24 protein-coding genes and 1 tRNA gene are annotated in these 26,551 nt (G+C 58.8%); 16 read left to right on the plus strand and 9 right to left on the minus strand.

Features of this window, described 5'->3' with window-relative positions:
* Positions 1-167: 167 nt before the first annotated feature.
* Positions 168-356, minus strand: coding sequence for a twin-arginine translocase TatA/TatE family subunit (gene tatA, locus RMR13_RS12840; protein WP_310601025.1), 189 nt, complete (start codon positions 354-356; stop codon positions 168-170).
* 188 nt (positions 357-544) lie between these two features.
* On the opposite strand from tatA, the gene arsM reads away from it, so the two are divergent.
* Complete coding sequence (arsM, locus tag RMR13_RS12845) at positions 545-1,768, plus strand: arsenite methyltransferase (RefSeq protein ID WP_310601026.1); 1,224 nt, start codon at positions 545-547, stop codon at positions 1,766-1,768.
* A gap of 303 nt (positions 1,769-2,071) precedes the next feature.
* Here arsM and extKL read toward each other — a convergent pair whose 3' ends face one another.
* Positions 2,072-3,394: a multiheme c-type cytochrome (seleno)protein ExtKL gene (gene extKL / locus RMR13_RS12850; RefSeq protein WP_310601076.1), complete on the minus strand. Its 1,323-nt coding sequence runs from the start codon at positions 3,392-3,394 to the stop codon at positions 2,072-2,074.
* A 69-nt stretch (positions 3,395-3,463) separates the two neighbouring features.
* Positions 3,464-3,898 carry a cytochrome c3 family protein gene (locus RMR13_RS12855; RefSeq protein ID WP_310601027.1) on the minus strand — a complete coding sequence of 145 codons (435 nt, stop codon included), beginning with the start codon at positions 3,896-3,898 and terminating at the stop codon, positions 3,464-3,466.
* Positions 3,899-4,325: 427 nt separating this feature from the next.
* On the opposite strand from RMR13_RS12855, the gene RMR13_RS12860 reads away from it, so the two are divergent.
* The 4 genes from RMR13_RS12860 to RMR13_RS12875 are packed head-to-tail and all read left to right on the plus strand — an operon-like array spanning position 4,326 to position 7,296.
* Positions 4,326-5,261 carry a zinc dependent phospholipase C family protein gene (locus RMR13_RS12860; RefSeq protein ID WP_310601028.1) on the plus strand — a complete coding sequence of 312 codons (936 nt, stop codon included), beginning with the start codon at positions 4,326-4,328 and terminating at the stop codon, positions 5,259-5,261.
* Positions 5,258-5,671 (plus strand): hypothetical protein, encoded by a 414-nt coding sequence (locus RMR13_RS12865; RefSeq protein ID WP_310601029.1) that lies wholly within the window; start codon positions 5,258-5,260, stop codon positions 5,669-5,671. The genes RMR13_RS12860 and RMR13_RS12865 overlap by 4 nt, the downstream gene beginning before the upstream one ends.
* 33 nt (positions 5,672-5,704) lie before the next feature.
* Positions 5,705-6,232, plus strand: a complete 528-nt coding sequence (locus RMR13_RS12870; RefSeq protein ID WP_310601030.1) for a DUF2914 domain-containing protein — start codon at positions 5,705-5,707, stop codon at positions 6,230-6,232.
* On the plus strand, positions 6,229-7,296 hold the full coding sequence (locus RMR13_RS12875) for a hypothetical protein (protein WP_310601031.1): 1,068 nt from the start codon (positions 6,229-6,231) through the stop codon (positions 7,294-7,296). Before RMR13_RS12870 ends, RMR13_RS12875 begins: the two co-directional genes overlap by 4 nt.
* 162 nt (positions 7,297-7,458) lie before the next feature.
* Here RMR13_RS12875 and RMR13_RS12880 read toward each other — a convergent pair.
* A tRNA-Ala gene (locus RMR13_RS12880) sits at positions 7,459-7,534 on the minus strand.
* Positions 7,535-7,762: 228 nt separating this feature from the next.
* Between RMR13_RS12880 and RMR13_RS12885 the strand changes: the two genes are divergently transcribed.
* From RMR13_RS12885 to rodA, 5 genes are all read left to right on the plus strand, one after another.
* Positions 7,763-8,800 (plus strand): rod shape-determining protein, encoded by a 1,038-nt coding sequence (locus RMR13_RS12885; RefSeq protein WP_309410724.1) that lies wholly within the window; start codon positions 7,763-7,765, stop codon positions 8,798-8,800.
* Positions 8,801-8,884: 84 nt separating this feature from the next.
* Positions 8,885-9,769, plus strand: coding sequence for a rod shape-determining protein MreC (gene mreC / locus RMR13_RS12890; RefSeq protein ID WP_310601032.1), 885 nt, complete (start codon positions 8,885-8,887; stop codon positions 9,767-9,769).
* Between the two features lie 86 nt (positions 9,770-9,855).
* Positions 9,856-10,395, plus strand: coding sequence for a hypothetical protein (locus RMR13_RS12895; RefSeq protein WP_310601033.1), 540 nt, complete (start codon positions 9,856-9,858; stop codon positions 10,393-10,395).
* Positions 10,396-10,448: 53 nt separating this feature from the next.
* Positions 10,449-12,533: a penicillin-binding protein 2 gene (gene mrdA / locus RMR13_RS12900; RefSeq protein ID WP_310601034.1), complete on the plus strand. Its 2,085-nt coding sequence runs from the start codon at positions 10,449-10,451 to the stop codon at positions 12,531-12,533.
* A 5-nt stretch (positions 12,534-12,538) separates the two neighbouring features.
* Positions 12,539-13,660: a rod shape-determining protein RodA gene (rodA, locus tag RMR13_RS12905; RefSeq protein ID WP_310601035.1), complete on the plus strand. Its 1,122-nt coding sequence runs from the start codon at positions 12,539-12,541 to the stop codon at positions 13,658-13,660.
* Here the strand turns inward: rodA and hemH are convergent.
* On the minus strand, positions 13,652-14,635 hold the full coding sequence (hemH, locus tag RMR13_RS12910; protein WP_310601036.1) for a ferrochelatase: 984 nt from the start codon (positions 14,633-14,635) through the stop codon (positions 13,652-13,654). The genes rodA and hemH overlap by 9 nt on opposite strands.
* Between hemH and RMR13_RS12915 the strand changes: the two genes are divergently transcribed.
* From RMR13_RS12915 to RMR13_RS12935, 5 genes are all read left to right on the plus strand, one after another.
* A complete protein-coding gene (locus tag RMR13_RS12915) occupies positions 14,610-14,927 on the plus strand; it encodes a hypothetical protein (protein WP_310601037.1) in 318 nt (105 codons plus the stop codon). The two genes, hemH and RMR13_RS12915, sit on opposite strands and share 26 nt — an antisense overlap.
* Positions 14,918-15,460: a cold shock domain-containing protein gene (locus RMR13_RS12920; RefSeq protein WP_310601038.1), complete on the plus strand. Its 543-nt coding sequence runs from the start codon at positions 14,918-14,920 to the stop codon at positions 15,458-15,460. Before RMR13_RS12915 ends, RMR13_RS12920 begins: the two co-directional genes overlap by 10 nt.
* A gap of 221 nt (positions 15,461-15,681) precedes the next feature.
* Positions 15,682-18,366 carry a DNA polymerase I gene (gene polA, locus RMR13_RS12925; RefSeq protein WP_310601039.1) on the plus strand — a complete coding sequence of 895 codons (2,685 nt, stop codon included), beginning with the start codon at positions 15,682-15,684 and terminating at the stop codon, positions 18,364-18,366.
* Between the two features lie 364 nt (positions 18,367-18,730).
* Entirely contained in the window at positions 18,731-19,153 is a 423-nt protein-coding gene (locus tag RMR13_RS12930; protein WP_310601040.1) for a PilZ domain-containing protein, read from the plus strand.
* A 63-nt stretch (positions 19,154-19,216) separates the two neighbouring features.
* A complete protein-coding gene (locus RMR13_RS12935) occupies positions 19,217-20,641 on the plus strand; it encodes a DUF4139 domain-containing protein (protein WP_310601041.1) in 1,425 nt (474 codons plus the stop codon).
* Between the two features lie 87 nt (positions 20,642-20,728).
* Here RMR13_RS12935 and RMR13_RS12940 read toward each other — a convergent pair whose 3' ends face one another.
* The gene (locus tag RMR13_RS12940) at positions 20,729-22,030 is read right to left on the minus strand and encodes a citrate synthase (RefSeq protein ID WP_310601042.1); all 1,302 of its coding nucleotides are present in this window, start codon (positions 22,028-22,030) and stop codon (positions 20,729-20,731) included.
* Between the two features lie 294 nt (positions 22,031-22,324).
* On the opposite strand from RMR13_RS12940, the gene RMR13_RS12945 reads away from it, so the two are divergent.
* Positions 22,325-23,002: a hypothetical protein gene (locus RMR13_RS12945; RefSeq protein ID WP_310601043.1), complete on the plus strand. Its 678-nt coding sequence runs from the start codon at positions 22,325-22,327 to the stop codon at positions 23,000-23,002.
* Positions 23,003-23,119: 117 nt separating this feature from the next.
* Here RMR13_RS12945 and hflC read toward each other — a convergent pair whose 3' ends face one another.
* The 3 genes from hflC to RMR13_RS12960 form a co-directional block, all read right to left on the minus strand.
* Positions 23,120-24,061, minus strand: a complete 942-nt coding sequence (gene hflC / locus RMR13_RS12950; RefSeq protein WP_310601044.1) for a protease modulator HflC — start codon at positions 24,059-24,061, stop codon at positions 23,120-23,122.
* A 55-nt stretch (positions 24,062-24,116) separates the two neighbouring features.
* Positions 24,117-25,259 (minus strand): FtsH protease activity modulator HflK, encoded by a 1,143-nt coding sequence (gene hflK, locus RMR13_RS12955; protein WP_310601045.1) that lies wholly within the window; start codon positions 25,257-25,259, stop codon positions 24,117-24,119.
* Between the two features lie 204 nt (positions 25,260-25,463).
* A complete protein-coding gene (locus RMR13_RS12960) occupies positions 25,464-26,360 on the minus strand; it encodes a rhomboid family intramembrane serine protease (RefSeq protein WP_310601046.1) in 897 nt (298 codons plus the stop codon).
* Positions 26,361-26,551: the final 191 nt, after the last annotated feature.

Raw genomic sequence — 26,551 nt, forward strand, 5'->3', positions numbered from 1 at the left:
TTTTCAAGAAAATGAAAAAGAGGGTGCGAAGGGGCGCCGTAATGGCTTGATCCCGCAGGCGGTGCCTGCACGGATGTTCCGCCCGGCAGGGAAGCATGGGCAAAGGGGAAAAACAAAAGGCAGAGCCGTTTGGCCCTGCCTTTTGTCGTGTTGGCGGCAAAAAACGATCAGTCTTTCTTGCCTTCCCGGTGCTCGATGGTGGTGGGCGCGGGATCGTCGCTCATCGTTTTCTTGAAGGCCTTGATGCTTTTGGCCAAGCCTTCCCCGAGTTCGGGCAGTTTGCCCGGTCCCCAGATGATCATGACGATGACCAGGATGACAAGAAGATGCATGGGTTGAAAAATACCGGAGAACATGGCGGAAACCTCCTTGGGTTAAAGTATGCCGTGGCAGGCTAATCCTTTCGGATTTTTCTGTCAATGAGTCTTGTATGAGGCCTCAAATATTCGGCCCGTCGGCACGATGCTCTCCGACAATGTGGGAATACAGGCGTCGGCTCGATCTTGATCTTGACATTGTTCAATGAATGTTGAACTGTCGAGCCATGGAGACAAAAACCGCCACCGCCATTTTCGAAGTCCTGAGTTCCGCGGCCAGGCTGGCCATCTTCCGGCTTTTGGTCAGACACGCGCCGGCCGGCTTGGTTGCCGGGGAAATTGCCCGGATGCTGGCCATGTCCAAGACCAATCTTTCCTTTCACCTGAAAGTCATCGTCAACAGCGGGCTCGCCGGCATGGAGCGGGAAGGCCGCAACACCCGCTACAAGGCCGACATTCCCCTGATGCTGGCGGCCATCGCCTACCTGACCGCCGAGTGTTGTCAGGGCGACCCGGACCAATGCCGGGAGTACCGGGCGGCAAGCGAGGTGGCGCCGGAATTCCTGCCGCCTGGCGGTGGCGACAATCACTTCAACCTGGAGAACATGAATATGGGTTCATCGGAAAAAAACACAGCGAGTGAAGAGGTCCGGGAAACCGTGCGTAGCGGCTACGCGGCCATTGCCACCGGGCAACGTTCCTGCTGCTCCAGTCCGCGCAGCGGCCATCTCGACCCGCTCAGGCTGGCCCAGGCCGTGGGGTATGACGCGGCCAGCCTGGCCAATTTGCCGGAAGGTGCCAACATGGGGCTTTCTTGCGGCAACCCGGTGGCCCTTGCGGCGCTGCTGGAAGGGCAAGTGGTGCTCGATCTCGGCAGCGGCGGCGGCTTCGACGTCTTTCAGGCCGGTGAAAAGGTCAAGGCCGCCGGCCGGGTCATCGGCGTGGACATGACCCCGGAAATGCTGGCCAAGGCCCGGGCCAATATCGCCCATTATCGGCAACGCACCGGCCTGGACAACGTCGAGTTCCGCTTGGGCGAGATCGAACATCTGCCGGTTGCGGACGCCAGCGTCGACGTGGTGCTGTCCAACTGCGTCATCAACCTTTCCCCGGACAAGCCCCAGGTTTGGCGCGACATCTTTCGCGTGCTCAAGCCGGGCGGCAAGGTGGCGGTCTCTGACCTGGCCCTGCTCAAACCCCTGCCGGAGAACGTCCGGACCCTGGCCGCGGCCCTGGTGGGATGCGTGGCCGGGGCGGTGCTGACGGAGGAAACCGGGGCCATGCTGGCAGAGGCCGGCTTTACCGCCATCGTTCTGACCCCCAAGCCGGACTATGTGCGAAAGATGCAGGAATGGAACGACCCCTTGTATCAGCAGATCGCCGAGACCTTGCCGAAGGGTGAAGAGATGGCCGACTACGTCGTCAGCCTGTCCATCGAAGCCCTGAAATAGGGGGATGGTTGGGTCTAGCCCGGGAGGCGGATGATGAATCGGCCGTGATGGGGGAAGGGAGAGGTTCCTTGCAGAGGAGAGGATCGGCTTCGCTTTTTTTACCGGCATGGCAAACAAAAACCCTCCGCCGAGGCAATTCGACAGAGGGCTTGCACCGGGCTTGGAACCTTACTTCCAAGCTCGATTTATTCATTATATCATAAAAAATATAACGATCAACTGTTTTCTTCTGCAAAAAGATCGGGCGAATCCACCGGCAAGCGAGCGCCCGGCTTCATCACGGGATGGACCCAAAGTGCCATCCTATTTGCCGCCCGCCTCTATACGCAGCGGTTTGGAGGTGGCAAACCATTTTTGCGCATTGCCGGGATCGTCTTTCTTGCCGTAGGGCAGATACCACACTTCGACATCGACGACAAAATCGTTGGCAATAATGTTTCGCACGGTTTTTCCGTCTTTTTTCTCTTCGGTGTAGACCGGTATGGAAAATTCCTCTTTCAATGTCCGACGGGGAGGAATGCTGGTGTCACGCACCAATCCGCTTTTTTCGTACGGCCCTCGGCCCATCTTGTCGCCCCGGCCCATTTGCTGCGGGATCGGCATGAAGATTTTTTCTGCTGAATAAAATTCCTTTCCTTCCTTCGTTTTCGCGGTCACATACAGTGCCACCCGGTTGGGGGTCGGTCAGCCATCCGGGATGGCATGCCCGGCCTTGTTGGTCAGTTCGACGATGACGTGCGCCGCCGGTGTGGTCGTTGCCACGTCGCGCCATTGGTACGCCTTTGCTTCGACCTGGACATCCAACGCCATCTTCACCATTTCCGGCGCACGATAGCTTTGGATGTTGTGGCCGAGCCCGCTTTTTTCCATATGGCATTCCATGCATGTTTCCTGGCCGCCATCGGGAATGTAGGCAAAAAGATGCGAGCCGTACAAGGTGGCGCATTGGGTGGGATTATCGAGTTCGAAATTCGGCCCCAACCCATGGCACTGTCCACATTGGATGGACTCTTTCATGATTTTGCTTTTTTTCAGGAAGGGATGCTTGTCATCCAAATGGACATCATCCTTGGTGCCATAGACAGCATCCTTTTGCGGAGGGCCATCCGTCCACTTATGGACGATCGCGTTGCGGTTATGGCACACCATGCAGCCAATGTTCAAGGACTCCAGGACCTTTTTCGCTTCCAAGTCATCCGGATTGTCGACATAGGCATAAATGTTTTTGACCAGTTCCTGGGCAACGCTGTCTTCGGCTTCCTGCAACTGGGGAAGATGGCATTTGGCACATATCATCAGATGCTTGACTTGTACATCCTCGGGCTTTTTCACCCCCGAGTAGGGCCATTCCTTCAGGCCGTTTTCGATGGTTGTTTTAAAGGTTGCCGCGGTCCTGCCCACCTTCTCAGGCCCGAAGATCGATCGAGCATGCAGTGATTTTTCCCAGGCGTCATATACATCCATATGACAATCCATGCATGGGGTCGAATCGTAGCGGGCCGCCAACTCGGCAATGGTTTTTGCCTTGGCTTCGGAAGGTGTTGCAGCGGGTTGAGGGGTGGCAGCAACACTTTCCGCCGCACCGGACAGGCTTGCTCCTGATGCATCGAGCAAGCACGTTAACATGAAGGCTGAAAAAATTTTTTTATTCAATATATATCCTCCTCCTTGCGTTGTTGAATGCGTTTGGGACGATCACTGCTGGTTGCTCGGTTTCTGGTGACAGACATCGCATTGCGCGAGTTCCTTGCTTTGTTGGCGATGGCATTCCATGCATAGCCTATGGCTGGCTCGTTTGAGAGTTGCAACTTTAACCGGCAATGCAATGGTGCTGTTATGACAGGTCTCGCATTTTTCGATCTTGTATCCGGCTATGGTATCAATCCGTTTGCCATCGGGTCCTTTGCTGTGGTGACATCCGTCACAATCAAGCCATTGATGCTTCTTGTGGGGCAAATAGGCTGGTTTGGGTACTTGTTCGACATCCACGGCCGATTGGATAATGACAAAGTCCGGCCCTCGGTACCCTTGAGGCGCATCGATCTTTCCCTCATCAGCAAAGACCTTGAACGTTTTTCCTGAAAAAAGCAATGAAACTAGTAGAAAGAAACAAATAGGCACGTGGCGCATATGATATTTCTCCTCCCCGATAAAGCAGTCTGTTGTCCGCAATCGTGTCGCGGTGTGTTTTCGCTACTTCTTCCTCAATCCTCGGGTTTTGGAACGGCGTGTTTTGAAACCCTGACGTTATATTTAAAAAGTTATAACGGTGTCAACGAAAAACACATGGATTCACGGATTGGCTTGCTCGGAACTGTGGATAATCCGGACTACGGTGGCGTTGCTTTCCGGATTTCGCACGTTCGGCGCATTGGAAGCCAAGGCATTGCGGGAGCAGCTGCACGCTTTCTTGGAGGGAGGTCGGAGGTTAACAATTTTGTGCTTGAAACAAAAACGCATACAGGATAATCGGAATACATTGTTTTTCGTAATTGATTGTTTTTTATCAATCTATCAATACAGCCCGTTCTTTTCATCCACCACGGAGGAATAAAGAATGCCCGGTGCCTATGCCCACCTGACCCTTGTAGGCTTGTTGACTGCATCAAATGTTCTGAACAAAGAACCTGGTTTTCCTCAAGCCGCGAAAGCGGATCTTCTTGCCAATTCCTGTTTTTGCGATCTCGGGGCAGTGAGCCCGGATTATCCCTATCTGCATCTTGCCCATGCCGGTTCCGCGGCATGGGCCGACCTCATGCATTACACCAATACAGGCAAAATGCTCGATGTCGGTGTACAAGAGGTGCGAAAGCTGAGCGGAAACGCGAAAAAGAGCATGTTCGCATGGTTGCTTGGCTACGCCGCGCATGTCGTCACCGATACGACGATACACCCTGTTGTGGAAATGAAAGTCGGCCCATATGCGCAAAATAAAACCGCGCACCGCGTTTGCGAAATGCATCAAGACGCCTACATCTTTCAGCGTCTGAATGTCGGGGCCGTGGGCCTGTCGGAATATCTCGACAGCGGGATTTGCCTTTGCTCCTCGCAGTCCGACGAAAAAAAGTTGAACAAGGAGGTGGCGACAATCTGGCGGACCATGCTCCGCAGCTGCCATCCGGAGGAATATCAGAAAAACCTCCCCGCCCCGGACAGTTGGCACGCCGCCTTTCTGTCCACCATGGATTTGGCCGAGGAAGGCCAAAAGCTCTTCCCCTTTTCCCGGCATGTGGCGGTCAATGCCGGAGTGACCTACCCCAATGTCAAAGATATAGATCGCCAATATGTCAGACAGTTGAACACGCCTGACGGCACCATGGATTATGACGCGGTTTTTGATCGCGCCAAAGCCAATGTGCTGCGGGTGTGGGCGGCGCTTGCATCGGCCGTGTACAATTCCGACGCCAGTTATCAGGCTCTGATCGGCGATTGGAATCTCGATACGGGACGCGACAATCAAAACGAATTGGCATTCTGGAGTAGGGTGGCATGAAGAAAATTGTATCTCTCAGCATAATTGCTTTGTTCGTTTCCGGATGCCATTTTGCCCGAAAAACGCCCGATTCCGATGAAATGTTCACCAAGGCGGCGGCGCTGAAACGGCTTGCCGCCACCGTCGAATCCGCGGTTCAATACGGCGATGTGCCGCCGCAGCTGCAGAACGCCGAACTGCTCGCACTCGCAACGGAGCACAACCCCAAGCTGCTCGACGGCTTCGCGCCCTACACGCTGAAAGCAAAAAACAGCAACAAACATTCCAGTGTGCTCATGTGCGACCCCGAAGGGAAACATGCGCTGATCGAAGACAGCGGCTGCACCGGGCAAGTGGATGTGCTGCATTGGCAGCAGGCCCCCCTTCCTCCCTGTGAGTTTACGCTTCAGCTTGAAAGCGTTTGCGACTGACTCAAACGCTGCCAAACACGTTGCGGAGTGATTATGCACCGATTTGTACGTTTCTTTTTCCTTGTCCCGGCCATGTGTCTCGCCGTTTCTTCTTATGCCGCCCATGGGCAACAACTGGTCACGGTGGAGAAATTCCAATGGACCGATGCCGTGGACAGGGGCACCCGGCAATACGGCCAAATATTTGCGTCGCCGGTCAGGACCAAGGAACTCTATTGCTGGGTGCAGCTGAAGGGTTCGCCCGAGTTGCTTGAAAAGCTGCGCAATACGCCGGACGGAAAGTATTTTATCCGCCATGAATGGTACCGCTACGGCGTTGACCGAGTCAGCGCGGATCTCAACGTGGGGATTCCGCTCAGCATCGGCCGGGAAGAAGATCTGGACAAGCTGTCGTATGAAGTGGATGCCAAGGGATACTTTTACTGGCGTGTCTGGAGCGGGAAAAAACGCCTGTCCCGCGGATGGTGGCGGGTCGATATCGTCGATCATTCCGGAGAGATCTTGCAGTGCCCGGGCGACAAGGGAACAAGGCCGTGCTCATTTGACATAAGGGTGCAATGATGCCTGACGCCTCAAGCCCGACAACTCTCCAGGCTGTAAATCCCGAACTCAAAAGCGCGGTTGCCGAGGCGCAGCTTCTGCTGGCCTTTGCGTCCAGAAACGGGAAAAGCCTGACCGAAGAGACGGTGAACATCGTCGTCAAGTCCGGTATGCAGAGTGAGCTGACGGAAGCCGAAGAGACGGCCTTTTGGCGGCATTTTGCCCTGCTGACCGCCGCGGTCGCGCCGGTTTCGGCCGAAAGCGTGCAGGCGATGGCTTCTTTGGCAGGGCAAAAGTCTCCTGTGCAAAAGACGGTTCAGCGCTATACGGTAACCGCTATTCTCGCCCTGGCCGTTCTTGTCATGTTGCAAGCGTATTGGGCGATCGGCGCTTTCGTTATTTCGGATATGAAATCGACGCAGGCCCAGCTGAGCGAAGTGGAAATGCGCATACTTGCCGGCGGGAAAACGACTGGCGACAGCTTGGAGCCGGGCCTGGCGCATGAAGGGGCTCAAGAATCCAGGCGGTCGCGGCGGCAGAGCACAGCCTCTGAAAGCATGGAGTTAAAGACAAAGAAAGAAAATCTGGAAATATATCTCGATGCCAATTACCACTGGCTCAAACTGTGGAGCCGCATCCCGAACACCATTCTGGGCATCGACACGATGTACGATCCGGACAACTCTCCGGAGGACGCGATAAAAGAAAATATTGCGTATCTTCAAAGTGCCACGGTCACCATGGATATCCTGCAGAAGTACCTGCTGCCGTTGGTATACGGGTTTCTGGGCGCCTGCGTGTATATCCTTCGCAATTTATCTTCCAAGATCAAAGCGTATGCGTTTATCAACGCATCGATCATCAACTTCCATATCCGCTTGTGTCTCGGCACGCTTGGCGGCATCGCCATTGTCTGGTTCGTCAGTCCGGAAAAGGGCGCCGATCCCATTCTGTCGCTCTCGCCGCTAGCCCTGGCTTTTCTTGCGGGATATAGCGTCGAATTGCTGTTCACCGTCATGGATACGGTGATCAATGCCTTTACAGGCGACAATGCCTCCTCCCCCAGGGAGGAAAAGAAAGGCTGATCGTGGCGGCCGGTTGTTCCGGCTCCGTGCACTGGATTACTGGGGAGAGTTGTGGAGTGGACGGCTGAATGGGCGGTGGGAATGCCGGCGAAGGAAAAACGTTTAAAAAACGTCGGGAATAACAAAGGGGTTACGACTTTTTGCCGTAACCCCTTGATATTTTGGTGGAGCTAAGCGGGATCGAACCGCTGACCTCTTGAATGCCATTCAAGCGCTCTCCCAGCTGAGCTATAGCCCCATGTGCATTTCACGGAGGCACTTACCATGCTTTACCGGGAGCTGTCAAGTTTTTCTCAATTCTTTTTCGGACCTGCGCCATATCGATTGCCAACTGGTGCTTCTGTTGGTAATGTGGCAAGATTTCTCGCTGCGGCGGTAACGATAGCGTCAACAATCCGGTTACCCCATCCTCCCGCGCACCGCGCGCACGCAGATAACATAGAGACTTCAAGACAGGTGATATCGGATGTTTTCTCCGTTTAATTTTCTTTTCGGCTGGCTTTCAAACGATTTGGCTATTGATTTGGGAACCGCGAACACGGTGCTGTACGTCAAAGGCAAGGGGATCGTGCTGCGCGAACCCTCGGTGGTCGCGGTCCGCAAGGACGGACGCGGCAGCCGGGTGTTGGCCGTGGGCAGGGAGGCCAAGGAGATGCTGGGCCGCACCCCCGGCAACATCGTGGCCATCCGGCCTATGAAAGACGGCGTCATCGCCGATTTCGAGGTTACCGAGGCCATGATCCGCTATTTTATCAACAAGGTGCACAAACGCCGCACCCTGGTCTATCCCCGGATCATCATTTCCGTGCCTTCGGGCATCACCCAGGTGGAGAAGCGGGCGGTGCGCGATACCGCCGAATCCGCCGGCGCCCGCGAAGTCTACCTGATCGAGGAACCGATGGCCGCCGCCATCGGTGCCGATTTGCCGATCACCGAGCCGACCGCCAACATGATCGTCGACATCGGCGGCGGCACCACCGAGGTGGCGGTCATCTCGCTGGCCGGCATCGTGTATGCCAAGTCGGTCCGGGTGGCCGGCGACAAAATGGACGATGCCATCCTCCAGTACATCAAGCGCAAGCATAACCTGGCCATCGGCGAGCGCACGGCCGAAGAGATCAAGACCACCATCGGCAACGTGCTGCCCGAGGAGCCCTACGAGACCATGGAAATCAAGGGACGCGACCTGGTGGCCGGTGTGCCCAAGACCCTGACCATCACCTCCAAGGAGATCCAGGCCGCCATTGCCGAGCAGGTCGACGTGATCGTCGATGCCGTGCGGGTGGCCCTGGAGCAGACGCCGCCCGAGTTGTCCGCCGACATCGTCGACCAGGGTATTGTCTTGACCGGCGGCGGCGCGTTGCTGAAAAACCTCGACAAGCGCCTCAAGCTCGAAACCGGCATGCCGATCATCGTGGCCGAGGATCCCTTGTCCTCCGTGGTTCTCGGATCGGGGCAGGCCCTCGACAATATCGAGATCCTCCGGGAAATCGCCATCGAGTAGTTCCGGCGGAGATCGACCGGGAGCTTGCTGTTTCCCGCCCGTTTCTTCGTCGCCGCACCGGTCTTCGCCACGATCTCTTCTCCGATGAGAAAAAAGCCCACCAGAAAACGAAGCGACCGCTATCGTCTCTTTCGCATCGTCATCCTTGCCGGTCTGCTGATGACCTTGGGACTGATCTTTTTGGTCTCCACCCTGGGCCGCCAGGACTTCGGGCCGCTGCACAAGCTGGTGCTCGAGGCGGTGGGGCCGCTGCAAAAGGCAGTGACCCTGAGCAGCTCCTACCTGGAAACCTTCAAGAGCGAATATATCGATATCCTACAGGACAGCCTCCGACTGCGCGAAGAGAACAAACGGCTGGTCCAGCAGCTGCAGGAAAACGAAAATATCCTCAACAAAAGCCGCGAGGCCATGGCCACCAACGCCAGCCTGCGCAAGCTGCTCGAATTCAAGAATTCCCTGGACCAGCAACAGGCGGTCGCCACGACGATTGTCGGCAAGGATCCGTCGGCCATGTTCCGCTCGGTGATCATCGACCGCGGCTCGAACAGCGGGGTCGGCAAGGGCAATCCCGTGGTCAACAGCGACGGGGTCGTCGGCCAGGTGTTCGCGGTCACGCCGAATTACGCCAAGGTGTTGCTGGCGATCGCGCCGTCGAGCGCCATAGACGTGCTGCTGCAGAAATCGAGGGTGCGCGGCATTCTCAAGGGCAACGGCACCCTGACCTACCGGCTGGAGTACATTCTCAAGACCGCCGAGGTGGAGGAGGGGGACCATGTCGTCACCGCCGGCTACGGGGGCATCTTCCCCACCGGGTTGCAGGTGGGCGTGATCTCGAAAATCATCAAGAAGCCGAGGGGCATGTTCCACGAGATCGAGGTGACGCCCTCGGTCGATTACCAGAAATTGGAAAACCTGTTGATCCTCCAGCAGCCGCAGCTCGGAGAAATCAAGCAGATGGAACAGCGCTGACGGTCCGGTCCGGTTCCAACGACCGGCGGCGGGGCCGCCCGTGGTGGGAAGATGACTGACGCCAAGGCGTGAATGGGAAAGAAGCGATGGTGGTACTGCATTTCATTGTCGTTGGCGTGGTGCTGGCGATCCTGCAAACGACCGTCTGCATGCGCACGCCCGTTTCGTTCGTGACGCCCGATTTTTACTATGTGTTGGTGGCGTATCTGGCCCTGCGCCTTGATGTGCTCCGCAGCCTGATCATCCTGTTCCCCCTGGCCTGCGTACTCGACGTTCTTTCCGGAACCATTTTAGGAACCTATGCCCTGATTTGTTTCGGCGGCTATTTTTTCCTGCGCCAACTCGCCGGCCAGATCCCGGTCAACGAACTCCTGTACCACCTGCCCCTGATCAGCCTCAGCTTCCTGGCGGTTTCGTGGGCGGTGTACCTTTTTCTCGAACTCCTCCTGCCCGGCCAGCAAGTCGCCTGGTCATGGTGGAAGATGCTCTTGCGCATGCTGCTGGTGGCACTGTGTTCCTATCCCCTGTTTTTTCTCTTCGATCTGATCCAGAAGTATTCCCAACGCGGTTTCCTGTCCTGGAGCAAATTACGTTTGCGCAGCGATAACCGGCGCCGACGGGCCTGAATATTGTTGGTGAACCGTGCAGGTGGGATGTGGGTAATTTGTTTGGCGGCGCCATGAAAAACGTCAGGAAACCGAACCGGAAGAAGGGAGAGCCGCTGTTCGAGGCCGAACGGGCCAAGGACAGCGCCGTCACCAGGCTGCCCAAGCGCGATGAGAGCGACTTGAACGGCTACCGCAAGAAGTCGCTCTACTCCTTTGTGGTGATCATCGCCTTCTTCGCGGTCATCGTCACCCGACTCTGGTTCCTGCAGGTCGAACAAGGCGAGTATTATAATCAGCTGGCGGATTCCAACCGCGTCCGCTCCATCGACATCGCCGCCCCCCGCGGCAATATCTACGACAGCAAGGGGCGGGAGATCGTCACCAACCGGCCTTCGTTCAACGTCGTTTGGATCCGGGAAAGCAACAAGATCAACGATGAATGGCTCAAGCGGCTGACCAGGCTGCTCAGGCTGGATTCTGCCACCCTGCTGGAAAAGATTCGCAAGATGGCGGGCACGCCGGGGCATATCCCGGTCCGGCTGGCGGAAGACATCGATTGGGAAACCGTGGCTCGGATCGAGAACAACCGGATGTATCTGCCGGAAATCAAGATCGAGGTGGTGCCCCTGCGCATCTACCATTTCGGCAACCTGGCCTCGCACCTGATCGGCTACATGGGGGAGATCAACAAGGCCGAGCTGGACAAGGCCGACAAAACCCTGTACCGGGGCGGCGACCTGATCGGCAAGATGGGGCTCGAGCGGCTGCGCGAGCTGGATCTGCGCGGCGAAAAGGGCAGCAACAACATGGAAGTCAACGCCCTGGGGTTCGAGCAGCAGAACTTGAAGGACGTCGAGCCCCAGCCGGGCAAGGATATGTACCTGACCATCGACGTCGAGTTGCAGAAGATCGCGGAAGAGGAAATGGCGGCGAAGAATTGGGCGGGCGCGGTGGTGGCGATGGAGGCCAACACCGGCCGGCTGCTGGCCGTGGCCAGCGCGCCCCAGCTGCATCTGGACGAGTTTGTCGGCGGCATTTCCCAGAAGGCCTGGAAGGCGATGCTCGACAATCCGCTCCACCCGCTGATCAACAAGGTGGTGCAGGGACAATATCCCCCCGGCTCGACCTACAAGCCGATCACGGCCTTTGCCGGCCTGGCGGAGGGTGTCATCACCCCGGACACCCCGGTGTTCTGCCCCGGTTCGATGCATTTCGGTAATCGCACCTATCGCTGCTGGAAAAGAGGCGGACACGGCACTGTGACCCTCAAACGGGCGCTGGCCGAATCCTGCGACGTGTACTTCTACACGGTCGGATTGAAGCTGGGAGTGGACCGGCTGGCCAAGTACGCCCGGATGTTCGGCCTGGGCGAGAGGTCCGGCATCGAGATGGAACACGAAAAGGCCGGGATCGTGCCCAGCACGGAATGGAAGCGGAAACGGTACAACGTGAAATGGCACGAGGGCGAGACGCTGTCGGTCGCCATCGGCCAGGGCTACGACCTCACCACCCCGTTGCAGGTGGCCCAGATGACGGCGGTGATCGCCAACGGCGGCACCTTGTACAAGCCGGCGGTGGTCGACAAGGTGGTCGATGCGGACGGCAAGGAAGTCAATGTCTTCCAGCCGGAAATCATCTCGCGAATACCGGGACAGGGGCGGAACATGAAGCTGGTCCGGGAAGGCATGATCGATGCGGTCAACAGCCGCAGGGGAACCGGGCGGGAGGCACAGATCGACGAGCAGCACGGCATCGTCGTCGGCGGCAAGACCGGAACCGCCCAGGTGGTGCGCCTGGCCCAGTACATCCATCTCAAGGAGGCGGATATCCCGTATGAATACCGGGACCACGCCTGGTTCACCTGCTTTGCCCCGGCGTCGAATCCCGAGATCGTGGTCACCGTTCTGGTTGAACACGGTCTGCACGGCGGCACGGCCTCGGCGCCGATCGCCGCCAAGATTCTCAACAAATATTTCGAGCAGAAATTCGCGGAGTCGAGCGGACCCAAGCCGCCGCAGCCAAGCGGCCGTCCCACCGAGCGGGTCATCCTCAATCAGGAACTGCTTGAAAATACGGATCCGCCGCCCCTGGACGAGCCCGGCGAGGAAAACCGGGAAACGGATACCGCTCCCCAACTCAACGAACTGCCCCATTAAACGCCATGTTTCATTTTGATCGCCGCCTGCTGCAACATTTTGATTGGGTCATGCTGCTGATGGTCCTCCTGGTGGGAGGGATGGCCCTGATCAATCTCTACAGCTCGACCCATATCCCGGACCGGGGCGCCTCTTCGGTCTTCTTCAAGCAACTGCTTTTTTTCTGTACCGGTTTGCTGATCATGATGGTGATCCTGAGCCAGGAATACCAGAAAGTCGCCAAATTCGGCTATGTGCTCTACGGCATCATCCTGTTGTTGCTGGTGTATACCCTGATGTTCACCAAGGCCATTGCCGGCTCGCAGCGGTGGATCGACCTGGGATTTTTCAATCTGCAGCCTTCGGAGCCGGCCAAGCTGGCGTTGATTCTCGTGCTGGCATCCTGCTACTCCAATCTCGATGTCCCCAACGGCTACCGCCTGCGCGACCTGATCCGGCCGGGGCTGCTGGTGGCCTGTCCCTTCGTGCTGATCGCCAAGCAGCCCGACCTGGGAACCGCGCTGATCTGCGTCATCGTCTTCGTGTCCCTGACCCTGTTCATGCGGCTGCGATGGAGCACGCTGGCCATTCTCAGCACCACCGCCATGGGCTGCGTCTTTGTCGGCTGGAAGTTTTTACTGAAGGAGTACCAGCGCAAACGGATCGAGACCTTCCTCAATCCCGAGGCGGACATCATGAATCACGGCTACCAGATCATGCAGTCCAAAATAGCGGTGGGCAGCGGGAAGATTTTCGGCAAGGGCTTTCTCGAGGGCACCCAGGGGCACCTCCAGTTCCTGCCGGAACGGCACACCGACTTTGCCTTTGCGGTGTGGGCTGAGGAATGGGGATTCGCGGGTTCGGTCTTTTTCCTGAGCTGCTATTTTTTCATGGTCGCCTGGGGAATCAACGTCGCCATGTCGGCCAAGGACAAGTGCGGCGCTATCCTGGCGTTCGGCTGCTCCATGCTGATTTTCTGGCAGGCGGTGATCAACCTGTGCATGATCATGGGCTTTTTGCCGGTCGTCGGGGTGCCCCTGCCGATGTTCAGCTACGGCGGCTCCTCGCTGCTGACCAACATGGCCGCCCTCGGTCTGATCATGAGCGTGCGGATGCGGAGCTTCCCCGCCGCGCCGACCTCACCCTGAACTCGCCGTCGTTCCCTTGCCGTCCAGAGCGGCCAGGACCAGATCGCGCAGCCCGGCGATGAAACGGGGATCGGCGTTCAGGCCAGGGGTCGAGACAAAGCGCATTCCCAGCCCCTCCGCCATCTCCCGGTACTGGATGTCGATCTCGTATAAGGTCTCGACATGGTCCGAAACAAAGGAGATCGGCACCACCAAAAGACGGCTGCAGCCTTCGCCGGCCAGGGCCGTTATCGTCTCGGGGAGCGCCGGTCCCAGCCACTCCACCGGCCCGCTGCGGCTTTGGTAGCAGAGTCGGCCCGCAATGGCGGTCCGCTCCTCGATGGCGGCTATCGTTCGCTGCAGATGCTCGACATAGGGATCGCCTTCCTGGATAAATTGCACCGGCAGGCTGTGGGCGCTGTACACCACCTGGACCGGCTGGCCCTCAAAGGAGCGGACTCCGGCCAGAATCCGGTCGGCCAGACAGTCGACGTAGGCCGGTTCGTCCGGCCAGGCCGTGATCTCGCGGATGGGGATGCCGATCCCGAGCCGAGCCGCGGTGCGGTGGAGATCGCCCAGCGAGGAACCGGTGGTGGCAATGGAGTAGTGCGGGTAGAGGGGCAGGGCGATTATGCTGCTGACCCCCTGCCGCGCCAGATCCCGCAGCGCCTCTTCGGCCCGGGGGTGCCAGTAGCGCATGCAGGGGTGTACCACGAAATCCCCATCCGGGCGGAGCGCCTGTTCCAGGGCTTGGGCCTGCTCCTCGGTTTTCCTGCGGATGGGCGAGCCTCCGCCTATCCGGGCGTAATTGGCCATGCTGGCCGGCGCACGGCGGTGGGCGATGATTCGGGCGATGGGCTTTTGCAGGAAAGCCGGCCCGAGGCGGATGATCTGCCGGTCCGAGAACAGGTTGAACAGAAAAGGCCGCACGTCTTCAAGCCGTTCGGGCCCGCCGAGATTCAGGAGTAAGATGCCGATTTTGCTTTCAGTCTTCATGGCGCCACTCTACTGGTTCGCCAAGGCGGCCGTCAAGAAAATGCACTCCCGCCCCTTGATTTCTCCGCCGATCAATGGCTATAATGGAGGCATGGTTACGCCGTATGCCCACAAAATCATTCACTTTTCGTGCGTTTCGCACGCTCCGCACCGTGCCCTTCCCCTTGGAACAACGGAAATAATCAACGAAAAACGTCGGTTTGTTCACGGCGTGGGCTATGGCGACATGGCCGACAGGCAGCGGCATGGGGCCGCTGGCGTCTTTCTCTGTGGAGGATGTTTATGGAACTGAAAATCGAGGCCAAGAATCTTGACATACGAAAGAGCTGGCAGGAAAAGATCGAGGAAGAACGGGCCAAACTGATCCGTCACTATGCGAACCTGGTGTTGCACCTGCGGGTGAGTATCGAGGCCACTCCGGGCTACAAGGAAGGCGGCCACGAGGTGCGGCTGGTGGCCACCGTTCCCAACGATACGGTGGCGGTCAAGCGGTGGGGCGAGAGTGTCCGCCCGCTTCTGGTCGAGGCCTTCGATGTCCTGGGCGAGCAACTGAAGGAAATTGTCAAGAAACGGCAGGATCACAAAGCGGTCAAGGTTCAGGGGGCGGTGATCGACGACAAGACCTCCGGCATCATCCGCAAGATTGCCCCGGATGCATCCTACGGGTTCATCGTCACCGATGACAAGCTCGATGTCTTTTTCCATGCCAGCAGTTTGAAGGACGTCGCCATGGGGGATCTTGCCGAGGGCGACGAGGTTCATTTTGCCATGGAGGAGGGCGACAAGGGCTTGCAGGCCACCTGGGTCAAGGCTGCCAGTGCCTGAAAACAAGTCTCTGTCCGGCCCTCGGGACACCGATTGTCCCGAATTATCGAAAAACCCCGCTGCCGGCGGGGTTTTTTTATGTCCGCAGCCAGGGCGTGAGGTCTTGGGCCGTGGCGAAAAAAGGGTTGGTTCCCGGAGAGTTGCTGTGTACAACAGAGCAAACGCGCCCGCCCCGGTTGCCGGCGTGTCCGCCATTGCCTTGTCTTTGTCCAGGAGCGTCCATGAGCGTCCCCGAGTTGTACCTGATCGACGGCAGCGCCTATATTTACCGGGCCTACCATGCCGTCAAACCGTTGTCCACCGCCGGCGGCCTGCCGACCCATGCGGTCTACGGCTTTGCTTCGATTCTGCGCCGGCTGCTCAAGGAACGCGAGCCGCAGTACCTGGCGATGGCCTTCGACACCCGGGGCCCGGTGTTCCGGCACCGTTTGTACGAACGCTATAAAGCCAATCGCCCCCCCATGCCCGAGGACCTCGCTCGGCAGATTCCCTACATCCGCCAGCTGGTTCTGGCCCATCGCATTCTCCTGCTGGAACAGGACGACCAGGAGGCCGACGATCTCATTGCTTCGGCATCGGCGATGGCGGTCCGCCAGGGATACAAAGTGGTGGTGGTCTCCGGCGACAAGGACTTGCTCCAACTGGTCTCGCCCGAAGTCAACCTGTGGGATCCGATGAACGATCGGGTAATGGACGAGGCGGCGGTGGCGGAAAAATACGGGCTGTCCCCGACCCGCCTGCTCGATTATTTTGCCCTGACCGGCGACAGCTCGGACAATATTCCCGGAGTTCCCGGCGTCGGACCGAAGACCGCCCAGAAACTGATCGCCGAGTACGGCGACCTGGAAAATCTTTACCGGCAAATCGACGCCTTGAAACCGTCGAAGAGTATCCAGCAGATTCGGGAGCATCGGGCCGAGGCGTTTTTATCCCGCGACTTGGTCCGGCTCAATGCGGCGGCGGTTGTGCCCGAGGAAATGGAGCGCTATCGGGCGGTCGAACCCGACCGGGAACAGCTGCGCAGCCTGCTGACCGAACTGGAGTTTCATTCCCTGCTCAAAGATACGGTCCAGGCGGCCAAGGTCGACACCGCCCGCTTTCATCTTGTACGGGACGACGAAGGTTTGGCCCGGCTGGAGGCACGATTGGCCACGACCGGGCTGCTGGCAGTCGACACCGAGACGGATTCGCTGGACCCGTTGCGGGCCCGGTTGGTAGGGGTTTCGCTCGCGGTCGAGGAGGGCGATGCCTGGTATCTGCCTTGCGGCCATTGCGACGCGGAGGGCAAGCCCGTGGGCGGCCAGCTGTCCCTGGACCGGCTGGCCGCCTTTTTGCGGCCCCTGCTGGAAGGACGCGCAATCGTCACCATCGGCCACAATCTCAAATTCGATCTGGCCATCCTGGCCTCGCCCCGCAACGGTGCCATCCGGTTGTCCGGCCCACTGTACGACACCATGATCGGGGCCTGGCTGCTCGATCCGGATCGGCATTCGTACAAGCTCGACGACCTGTGCCAGGAAATCGACATTCGGATGACCGCCTTTGCCGAGGTCACGGGGGGCGACAAGGCCGAAGATGCCTTCTGCCGGGTCGGGCTGGAGGCGGCCAAGAATTACAGCTGCGAGGATGTTTACGGCGCCATCCGGCTCTATCTCCATCAGCGGCCGCTCCTGGTCCAGGCCAATCTGCTTTCGCTGCTGCAGGAGGTGGAAAGCCCGTTGATCCCGGTCCTGGCCGCGATGGAACGCGAGGGTATCCGGGTCGATGGCGGCCGGCTCGCGGCTTTGGCCGACGAGTTCGGACAGCGGCTGGAGGACGACGAACAACGGATTTACGATGCGGCGGGGATGCGCTTTAACATCAATTCGCCCAAGCAGTTGGGCGAGGTGCTCTTTGACCGGCTGCAACTACCGAAGGGGCGTAAAACCAAGACCGGCTGGTCCACCGATGTCAAGGTGCTGGAAAATCTAAGCCTGACCCACGAATTGCCGGCCCTGATCCTCCAGTACCGAAACCTGGCCAAGCTGAAATCGACCTATGTCGATAAATTGGCTAGCCTGCAAAATCCTGCCACCGGCCGGGTGCACACCTCCTTCAACCAATGCGGCACCGCCACCGGGCGCTTGAGTTCAAGCAATCCCAATCTGCAGAATATCCCCATCCGCACCGAAGAGGGACGGCGTATCCGCTCGGCCTTCATCGCCGCCGAGGGGTGTTCCCTGCTGGCCGCGGATTACTCGCAGATCGATCTCCGCGTTCTGGCGCATTATTCGGAAGACCGCGAATTGCTGGCCGCGTTCCGGGGCGGCCAGGACATTCATCGGCGAACAGCGGCGGAGATCTTCTTCGTGGCCCCGGAACTGGTGACCTCGGAAATGCGGCGGGTGGCCAAGACCATCAATTTCGGCATCGTCTACGGCATGTCCAGCTTCGGCCTTGCCAGTCAGCTGCGGGTCAGCCGCAAGGATGCCCAAACCTTCATCGACCGCTACTTTGCGCACTTTTCCGGAATAAGGGAATTCATGGGGGCGATTGTCGGGCAGGCGCGGCAAGACGGATTTGTGACAACCCTGCTGGGCCGACGGCGATACCTGCCCGACATCACCAGCAGCAATCGCGTGCAACGCGAATTCGCCGAGCGGACCGCCATCAACACCCCCATCCAGGGAACTGCGGCAGATATTATAAAATTGGCGATGATTCAGGTGGATGGCGAATTGGAACGACGACAATGTCGGACTCGTCTGCTGTTGCAGATCCACGACGAGCTGGTGCTTGAGGTGCCGGAGGAGGAGCTTGAGGAGGTCTCGGCCCTGGTACAAGGCTGCATGGAATCCGCCATGGCTCTTCGCGTCCCCTTGGTGGTGCATCTCGGTCACGGCAACAGTCTCGAGAAAGGAGAGTGAAGGGGGCTTTTCCTTTTTTGTGAAACATACGCCGTTCGGCCGCTGTGGTTTTTTGTTTATGATTTTGTAATAATGCTATTTTTTTGAGAAGACGAAGGAGGGGCTTTCTTTCCGTTTAGGCGGAATCGAGGGGGGGCCTTGGCAGATTTTTTCCTTGTTGATGGATGCAATTGTGCTGCAACTGGCTGATAAATCGATTTGTGTAAACAGGTTCGGTTCTTGCTTCAACCAGGGTAAGCAACAATGGGAGGTGTACCGATGCATCCACGCGAAGCTATCCGAATTCTGATGCTCAGTCCGGTTTATTTCCGGTTGAGCGTGTCCCAACGGTGGCAACTGGTACGCGAATATTGCCGGAATTTCAGTGCCGGCAGAACGACAAGGTGAAAGGTTAGAATACTCTCTTATGGATTTGCAACAAACAGGCACGAATGGGGCCGAACGTCGACGTCACAAACGATTTCGGGCAAAGAACGAAACGTTCGCCTTTTTCGGTGAACACACCGGGACCCTGGTCGATATCAGCCAGGGAGGCCTTGCCGTCCAGTGCGCCGTTTTTGAGAAAGATCCCGATTTTTCCACGCACATCGATCTCTTCGACGCCAAATCACGTTTTTATCTGCCCGACATCCCTTTTTCCGTGGTCGGTGAAATGCAGCCGGTTCCGGCTTCGATTTTCAGCCGTCTGATGGTCAAGCGGTTCAGCATGCAATTCGGTCCGTTGACCAGCGAGCAGCTGGCGCAGATCGAACGCTTCATTGCCGAGCTTGCCCTCACCGACAGCTGAAGATCCTTTGTCGCCGGAATCGGCGTAGTGGTCCACATCTCTTTATTTCGAGTGAAAGGTGAAATGAAAACAGTGCTGATGCTGGCCGCGGCAATGCTTGCAAGCGCCACCCCCCTTTTGGCCGACGAGGAAATCGTTGTCGGCGGCCAGGACCAACAGGCGGTGAACGTCACCATCTATACGAGAAACCTGGCCCTGATCAAGGACCGTCGTACCGTTGACCTGCCCCAGGGCACGCGCACCCTTGCCTTTCGCGAGGTGAGCGCCCAGATCAAGCCGGAAACGGCGGTGATGCAAGGGCGAAATCTCAGGGTGTTGGAGCAGAATTTCGAATACGACCTTTTAACGCCCCAATCGCTGCTGCAAAAATATGTGGGCCGGGAAATTACCCTGCGCCGGCAGCAGCCGGTCACCGGTGAGGAACGGTCCGTGCAGGCCAAGGTGCTCAGCGCCGGCAACGGAGTGGTATTGCAGGTGGGCAATCAGATCGAGACCGAGGTCAACGGGCACCTGATTTTTCCCGATGTACCCGACACCCTGCGCGATCGGCCCACGCTGACCATGCAGGTCGAAAGCGGTGCCGCCGGGACACGGGAGGTGGAGTTGAGCTATCTGACCGCCGGACTCTCCTGGCGAGCCGATTACGTGGCGGAACTCAACGCCGCCGACGATCGCCTTGATCTCAGCGGTTGGGTGACCCTGATCAACGAGAGCGGCGCCCGATATCCGCAAGCGCGGCTGCAACTGGTTGCCGGTGACGTCAACGTGGCGCCGCAGCCGATGCCGATGCAGATACTTAGGCGCGAAGCCATGTCCATGGCTTCGGCTCACAAGGCCCTGGAAGAAGAGCCGATGTTCGAGTACCATCTCTATTCGCTCGAACGCCCGACCACCATCGGGGAAAACCAGAAGAAACAGGTGGCGCTGCTCAAGGCCGACGGAGTGGCGTGCCGAAAAGAATATCTGCTCAAAGGGCAAGAGCATTACTTCCGCGCCCGCATCGGGGAAATCGGCCAGAAAATGAAGGTCGGCGTCTTTGTCGAGGTGCGCAACGACCAGGATGCGGGATTGGGCCGGCCCCTGCCTGGAGGCGTGGTGCGGGTGTACAAGAAAGACAGCAATGGCGGTTTGCAGTTCGTCGGCGAGGACACGGTCGACCACACCCCGGAGAAGGAACTGGTCCGGCTCCATCTGGGCGAGGCCTTCGATATTACCGCCGACAAAGTTCAGACGGATTTCAAACAGCTCAAAGGGCCGGAGTCCGCCGGCGCTGGCGTTCAGTATGAAAGCGAATATGCCATCCGCTTGAAGAATGCGAAAAAGGAAGCGGTCGTGGTCAAGGTGCAGGAACCGATCCCCGGTGACTGGCAGATCCTGAGCGAATCGGGCAAGCATCGCAAGGAGTCCGCCCACCTGGCTTCATGGCTGGTCACGGTGCCGCCGCTGGAGAGCGCCACCCTGACCTATCGGGTGAGCATCCGGAATTAACCGCAAGATGCGGGTGGAGCGGAACGGATCGTGCCTTGAGGCACGATCCGTTTTTTTTGAGGGTGAGGGCGAAAGGTAATGGGCCGGTCAGGCCCGGTCGGCGAGGGGGACGAATTTTCGGGCCGGAGCGCCGATGTAGATCTGGCGGGGGCGATAGATCTTGGTTTCGGGATCCTCCCGCATTTCCTTCCATTGGGCAATCCAACCCGGCAACCGTCCCAGGGCGAACATGACGGTGAACATGTTGGTGGGAATGCCCAGGGCCCGGTAAATGATTCCGGAGTAGAAATCGATATTGGGATAGAGATTGCGTCCGACGAACCAGGGGTCGTTGAGCACGAGTTCCTCCAGGTTGCGGGCGATTTCCAGCAACGGATCCTTGATGTGGAGGATGCCGAGAATCTCGTCGCAGGCATCCTTGATAATCGTGCCGCGCGGATCGTAGGTGCGGTAGACCCGGTGCCCGAACCCGGAGAGGCGGAAGGGGTCGTTCTTGTCCTTGGCCTTGGCGATGTACTTCTTGTAGTCGTTGTTGTCCTTGTGGATCGCTTCGAGCATCTGGATGACCGCCTCGTTGGCGCCGCCGTGGAGCGGCCCCCACAGGGCGTTGATACCGGCCGAGATCGAGGCGTAGAGGTTGCCGCCGGCACTGCCGACCAACCGGACCGCCGAAGTCGAACAGTTCTGCTCGTGGTCGGCATGGAGGATCAAAAGCTTGTTGAGGGCGGCCACCACCTCGGGCAGGACCAGGTAGGGCCTGACCGGGGTGTTGAACATCATGTTGAGAAAGTTGCCGCAGTAGGACAGGTCGTTGCGCGGATACACCAGGGGCTGGCCTATGGATTTCTTGTAGGAAAACGCGGCGATGGTCCTGATTTTCGAGATGAGGCGGCTGGCGGTCATGTCGATGTTTTCCAACGGATCGGCGCTCATTTCCGGATAGAAATTGTGCAGGGTGTTGACCAGCACCGACAGGATCGACATCGGCGAGGCATTGGGCGGAAACTTGTCGAAGAAATGGACCATGTCCTCGTGGATCAGGGCGTGGTACTCAAGCAGGGTCCGGAAATTCTCCAGCTCGACCCGGTTCGGCAACTTGTTGTGCAGCAGCAGGTAGGCCACCTCGATGAACAGGCATTTCGAAGCCAGATCCTCGATGGCGTAGCCCCGGTAGCGGAGGATGCCCTTGGAGCCGTCGAGATAGGTGATGGTGCTGCAGCAGGAGGCCGAATTCTTGTAGCCGGTATCGAAGACGGTGTAGCCGGTCTGGCGCAGCAGATCGCGGACATCGATGGCCTTGTCCCCCTCGATTCCGTGAACGATGGGCAGCTCGTAGGTGGTGCCGTCGATGGCGAGCGTTGCAGTTTGCTCAAAAGACATGTCGGACATGGGCGTCCTCCTTCTGGAATCAAGGGCACAGCGAGGCCGGATCCGGGTGTGCTTGGGCGCCGGGGGCGCCGCGGAAAAAGAATGCACGGGCTTCGCTGTTTGGGTAGAGTGGCGGCAAAGACCTCCCGCTTGGTCCGTCTTCGCCCGAATACGCATAACAACGCAGCACCTTATCGTATTTACCGCTGAAATTCAAGACAGGGCGCGGGCGGGGTGCGGCCTGGCCCAAGCGGGTGGGGCGGGCGGGCCAAAAGGGATGTTTCGCTGCCCGGCATGGAGACGAGGAAAGAGAAAATGTTTGAGGATCTGGCGCAAAAGCTGGCGCGCATTCGCGAGGCCATGGACTACGCCGTGGCCGAGGAGGACCGGGCCGAGGCCGAGGACCTGCTCGATATCTACCGCGAGGATCGGATGGGCCTGGCCCTTTTGCAGGAGTTTTACAGTTATCTGCCCGAGGCGCGGGAGGATTGGGTCAAGGAGATTCGGGTGGTCAATCGCCAACGCGGGATTTTCCTCTTGGTGGCATGTACCGCCCGCGACCGGTATCTGTATCTGGTCTCCAGCGAGGGGCTGGAGTTCCAGGGCAGCATGGCCGACGGCTACCTGGCGGAAGAGTTGCTCGACTTTTTCGGCTACGAAAGCACCGAGGATTTTGCCGCGGTCTGCGCGTCGCCCGAGGCCCTGGCCGTGTACGAGCCGGTGCGGATGGATGCGGATGTCTGCCCCGCCTGCCATGCAGTGACCGGCGAGTTGCACGAGCTGGGCTGCCCGGTGGAACTCTGCCCGTGGTGCGGGGGCCAATTGGTGCACTGCTCCTGCCGCTACGACCAACTGGGGCTAGACGCGATCAGCACCGAAGAGGAACTGCTTCGCTTCGAGGCCGTGCTTGAGGAGCGCGGCCGGATTCCCTATGCCCCGGAGCAGCGGCCCAGCTTTGCGGGCGACGGTTGGGAGGGCGATTTAGGGGAATAAAGCTTAAGGACCCCAGCCGTAGGCAAGCCGGTTCGGGAGCAGGGATTGAGAGGCTGGCACGAGCCGTGGCCCGATGGCTCCCGACTCGGGCCAGCTGTGCGAAAAAAGGATTGGCGTCTACTTCTTTGCCTTCTGGCTCTCCAGGTAGCGGAATAGGTCGGAATCGGCGGAGAGGACCAGCGAGGTGTTGTTGCTGGCGATCGACCGGTAGGTTTCCAGACTCTTCTGAAAGGCGTAGAACTCGGGGTTGGCGGCGTAGGCCTGCGCGTAAATCTTTGCGGCCTCGGCATCGGCCTTGCCCCGGATTTCGGTGGCCTCGCGCTCGGCGGTCGAGGTGATCTCCTGCAACTCGCGATCCACTCGGCCCAGGATCTCCGCCTTGCGGCCTTCACCGGTCGACCGCTTCTCGGCGGCGATTCGCTTGCGTTCCGAAATCATCCGGTCATACACCTTCAAGCGGACCGATTCGATATAGTTCACCCGGCGAAACATGACGTCCAGCAGCTCAATGCCGTACTGCGGCGTGATCTTGGCGGCGGTGTCGAGCACCATCTGGCTGATTCGATCCCGGCCTACCTTGGGCGGCACGACCATGTCCCGGGATTGGACCTTGGCGGCCATATAGTCCGGGGTCCAGTCGGAACTGCGGATGATCTCGATCAGGTCGTGCTTGTTCACCAGGTCGCGCACCGTACCGGCGATGATGTCGTTGAGCAGGGAGGTGGCTCTTTTTTCCGTGCCCACTGCCTGGAGAAACCGCAGGGGATCGACGATCCGCCAGCGGGCGGTGTTGTCCATGTAGATGAACGTCTTGTCGATGGTCGGGATCTGGTTGGGATCGCCGTCGCAGATCAGCACCCTTTTGTCGAAATACTGCACGACCTGGATGAAGGGGATTTTGAATTCGATCCCTGCCTTGGTGACCGGTTTCCCCACCGGGGCGCCGAACTGGGTGATGACCGCCTGCTGCCCTTCGGGCAGGATGAAAAAACCATCCCAGACGGTGACGGCGGCGGCGGCGATGAAAGCCAGGAGGATGAGGCGAATGATTTTGTTCATGAAATCGTGTCGGTTGAGGGAGTGGTAGAAACAGCCGGACAAGTGGGGCTCCGGGCTATTTGGCAACGGGCTGCTGCTCCTTGGCCGAGGCGCGGGTGAGATCGAGTAGCGGCAGGATGTTCTGCTGGCTCTTGTCGATCACGTAGACCCGGTCGACCTTGGGCAGGATCTCCTGCATGGCCTCGAGATACAGCCGCTGCCGGGTGATGTCCTCGGTTCCCTGGTATTCCTTGACGATCGCCTTGAACCGGTTGGTTTCGCCGACGGCCCGGTTGGTCCGCTCGGCCGCGTAGCCGTACGCTTCCTCGACGATCTGTTTGGCGCTGCCCCGCGCCTTGGGGATGACCCTGTTGTAGGTCTCCTCCGCCTCGTTGACCAGCCGCTTCATGTCCTGGTCGGCCTCGTTGACCTCGTTGAACGCCGGTTTGACCTGCTCCGGCGGGTTGATGTCGAGGAGCTGGAGGGTGACGATGCTGATTCCGCATTCCAGCCGGTCCATCTGGCCCTGCAATTCCCGCTTGGCACTGGCGGCCAGCACTTCGCGGTTGCCGAGCACGTAGTCGAAGTCCATGTTGCCGACGATTCTCCTGGTCACGGTTTCGGATGCGTCACGGACCGCCTGGGCCACATCGCGCACCTTGAACAGGAAGTTGACCGGGTCGCTGACCTTGTATTGCACGATCCAGGCGACCTCGATCACATCCTTGTCGCCGGTCAGCATCAGGGATTCCATGTCGTATCCCTTGCGGTCGAAATCGTATCCCTTGCGATCAAAGGCCGTGCTCGCGCCGGCGTTGCGACTGCGGAACCCGAACTCCTCCTTGCGCACCTTTTCCACATCGACCTTGGCCAGATCCTCGACGAAGGGGATCTTGAAGTGGAGGCCGGGCTGGGTGGTGCGGGTATATTTGCCGAAACGGAGGATGATGCCGACTTCGCCCGGCTTGATGGTATAAAAGCAGGTGAACGCGCCCTGGAGGATGAGGGCGGCGACAACGATCGCCAGAATCTTGCCGGCCCCGGCGAAAAGGTTGGGCGGTTCTTCCGGGGATTGGTTCCCTTGATCGTTGCGTGGGGCGGGACCCTCCCCCTGGCCGGAGAAGGCATCCCTGATCTTCTGGATCAAGATGGCAAGAAAGTCTTCCGGCCCCGCCGGTTTCTTCTTCTTGCCCCAAGGCGGTTGTTCGTTCATCGGCATGAATACGGCTCCATGGGTTGCAGACTGAAAAAAGGCATGCCGAGAAATCCGGAGGCCCGGTCTGTCTGTCGGAACGTTGGAAGATGGGTAAACGGGATACACATTATGCATTAGCTCCGCTTCCGTCAAACAAAGATCGGTCCTCATTGGACCTTTTCCCGGTCGTCGTGGCGTTTGCCGTCGGGCAGGCTGCTAATGCTTGCCTTACGCCAATGCCCGCATCCAGGCCGCGACCGGCGCGGCCAACGCCAAAAGCATGAGTGGGATTTGCCAGCCCGGAGCCTGCAGGCGGGCAATACACCCGCTTCGCTCCCCCAACCAGCCGCAGGCAAGTCCGCAGGCAAAACCAAACAGATGGGCGCCGAGATCGGTGCGTACCCCTTCGCTGCCGAGAAAGGCGAGCAGTCCCGTTCCCGCTCCCAGGGGCAGCAGCAGTTCCCTGGCCGAACGGGACGAGGAGCGCGCCAACTGCAAGCCGGTCAGCATGCCAATGGCCGCGAAGACCGAGGTCGAAAAGCCCACCGAAAGATGGGCTTGCTGCCGCATGCAGATATTGGCGAGATTGCCAAGGGCTCCGGTGAGGAGCAGCAGCAGCCAGCATTGGCCAAACCCGATCATTCGGGCAAGCAAATGAATGACCATGCCGCCGATGAGGCAGTTGCCCGCGAGGTGGGCGAGATCGGCATGCAAGGTCAGGGCGGTGAGCAGGCGCCACCATTCTCCCCGGCCGAAAACGGCGGTGCTGTCGAGAGCTCCCCGGAGAAACCACTGGTTACCCGGTGTCCACGGGCCGGTTTGGACGAAAAAGAGAGCCAGGAGCAACAGGATTGGCACGGTGGGCTGGGCCTGCGCCGACAGGGGACGGACCGGAGGGGGACGAGACGGCCAACGTGCATTTTCCCGCCGGTATTCTTCCAAATGGAACAGGGCGTCCGATGCATGAGCAGAGGGCACCAGCAATTGACCGATGTCTTGAGCGTAATGAAAGGGGATTTCGACCGCTTCCAGCACCAGGGCCAGCGATTCGATTTCGTCCGGTGTCCCTTGGGCGACCGCGACCAAACCGGTCGGCTCGCCGCGATCGTTTGAGCTTGTCTGCATGTGAGGACGGTTTGGTGTGGTGGTGCCAGAGGCCGGCGAGATTGGCCGTAGGCCCGGCGGCGGCCGGTATGCCTTGACAAAGGAGGCACGACCGTTACATTATACCTAGTTTACATAGTTGACCGTATCCGGTGCTGGCCGCCTTTGCAACAGCTCCGCTTCACCGGGCGCAATTGATTTTGCACCCGCCA

It is taken from the genome of Desulfobulbus sp., from assembly GCF_031547805.1.
GTDB lineage: Bacteria > Desulfobacterota > Desulfobulbia > Desulfobulbales > Desulfobulbaceae > Desulfobulbus.